Source organism: Streptomyces sp. NPDC050145 (assembly GCF_044460245.1).
Lineage (GTDB): Bacteria > Actinomycetota > Actinomycetes > Streptomycetales > Streptomycetaceae > Streptomyces.
On sequence record NZ_JBITJS010000042.1, the window covers coordinates 1 to 2494 of the forward strand.

1 rRNA gene is annotated in these 2494 nt (G+C 56.4%); it reads left to right on the plus strand.

Going from position 1 to position 2494, the window contains the following annotated elements:
* Positions 1-2472: ribosomal RNA gene (locus tag ACIBTU_RS39500) — 23S ribosomal RNA — on the plus strand; the annotation flags it as partial.
* Between the last annotated feature and the right edge of the window lie 22 nt (positions 2473-2494).

Consider the following 2494-nt stretch of genomic DNA (forward strand, 5'->3'; position numbering starts at 1 on the left):
CTCGTGACTGCGTGCCTTTTGAAGAATGAGCCTGCGAGTTTGCGGTGTGTTGCGAGGTTAACCCGTGTGGGGAAGCCGTAGCGAAAGCGAGTCCGAACAGGGCGTTTCAGTAGCACGCTCAAGACCCGAAGCGGAGTGATCTAGCCATGGGCAGGTTGAAGCGGAGGTAAGACTTCGTGGAGGACCGAACCCACCAGGGTTGAAAACCTGGGGGATGACCTGTGGTTAGGGGTGAAAGGCCAATCAAACTCCGTGATAGCTGGTTCTCCCCGAAATGCATTTAGGTGCAGCGTCGTGTGTTTCTTGCCGGAGGTAGAGCACTGGATAGGCGATGGGCCCTACCGGGTTACTGACCTTAGCCAAACTCCGAATGCCGGTAAGTGAGAGCACGGCAGTGAGACTGTGGGGGATAAGCTCCATGGTCGAGAGGGAAACAGCCCAGAGCATCGACTAAGGCCCCTAAGCGTACGCTAAGTGGGAAAGGATGTGGAGTCGCAGAGACAACCAGGAGGTTGGCTTAGAAGCAGCCACCCTTGAAAGAGTGCGTAATAGCTCACTGGTCTAGTGATTCCGCGCCGACAATGTAGCGGGGCTCAAGCGTACCGCCGAAGTCGTGTCATTTCAGCAATAGCCCCAACGGGCGCTGGGATGGGTAGGGGAGCGTCGTGTGCCGGGTGAAGCAGCACCGGAAGGTAGTTGTGGACGGTTCACGAGTGAGAATGCAGGCATGAGTAGCGATACACACGTGAGAAACGTGTGCGCCGATTGACTAAGGGTTCCTGGGTCAAGCTGATCTGCCCAGGGTAAGTCGGGACCTAAGGCGAGGCCGACAGGCGTAGTCGATGGATAACCGGTTGATATTCCGGTACCCGCTGTGAAGCGTCAAACATCGAGCATCGTGATGCTAAGGCCGTGAAGCCGTTCCGGACCCTTCGGGGAAAGGAAAGTGGTGGAGCCGCCGGCCCAAGCGGTTAGTAGGTGAGTGATGGGGTGACGCAGGAAGGTAGTCCATCCCGGGCGGTGGTTGTCCCGGGGTAAGGGTGTAGGCCGGTGTGTAGGTAAATCCGCACACCATTAAGGCTGAGACCTGATGCCGAGCCGATTGTGGTGAAGTGGATGATCCTATGCTGTCGAGAAAAGCCTCTAGCGAGTTTCATGGCGGCCCGTACCCTAAACCGACTCAGGTGGTCAGGTAGAGAATACCGAGGCGTTCGGGTGAACTATGGTTAAGGAACTCGGCAAAATGCCCCCGTAACTTCGGGAGAAGGGGGGCCATTCCTGGTGATGAGTCTTGCACTCTGAGCTGGGGGTGGCCGCAGAGACCAGCGAGAAGCGACTGTTTACTAAAAACACAGGTCCGTGCGAAGCCGTAAGGCGATGTATACGGACTGACGCCTGCCCGGTGCTGGAACGTTAAGGGGACCGGTTAGTCAAGATTCGTCTTGGCGAAGCTGAGAACTTAAGCGCCAGTAAACGGCGGTGGTAACTATAACCATCCTAAGGTAGCGAAATTCCTTGTCGGGTAAGTTCCGACCTGCACGAATGGCGTAACGACTTCTCGACTGTCTCAACCATAGGCCCGGTGAAATTGCACTACGAGTAAAGATGCTCGTTTCGCGCAGAAGGACGGAAAGACCCCGGGACCTTTACTACAGTTTGATATTGGTGTTCGGTTCGGCTTGTGTAGGATAGGTGGGAGACTTTGAAGCGGCCACGCCAGTGGTTGTGGAGTCGTCGTTGAAATACCACTCTGGTCGTGCTGGATGTCTAACCTCGGTCCGTGATCCGGATCAGGGACAGTGTCTGATGGGTAGTTTAACTGGGGCGGTTGCCTCCCAAAGAGTAACGGAGGCGCCCAAAGGTTCCCTCAGCCTGGTTGGTAATCAGGTGTTGAGTGTAAGTGCACAAGGGAGCTTGACTGTGAGACCGACGGGTCGAGCAGGGACGAAAGTCGGGACTAGTGATCCGGCGGTGGCTTGTGGAAGCGCCGTCGCTCAACGGATAAAAGGTACCCCGGGGATAACAGGCTGATCTTCCCCAAGAGTCCATATCGACGGGATGGTTTGGCACCTCGATGTCGGCTCGTCGCATCCTGGGGCTGGAGTCGGTCCCAAGGGTTGGGCTGTTCGCCCATTAAAGCGGTACGCGAGCTGGGTTTAGAACGTCGTGAGACAGTTCGGTCCCTATCCTCTGTGCGCGCAGGAATATTGAGAAGGGCTGTCCCTAGTACGAGAGGACCGGGACGGACGAACCTCTGGTGTGCCAGTTGTCCTGCCAAGGGCATGGCTGGTTGGCTACGTTCGGGAGGGATAACCGCTGAAAGCATCTAAGCGGGAAGCCTGCTTCGAGATGAGTATTCCCACCCACTTGATGGGGTAAGGCTCCCAGTAGACGACTGGGTTGATAGGCCAGATCTGGAAGCACCGCAAGGTGTGGAGGTGACTGGTACTAATAGGCCGAGGGCTTGTCCTCAGTTGCTCGCGTCCACTGTGTT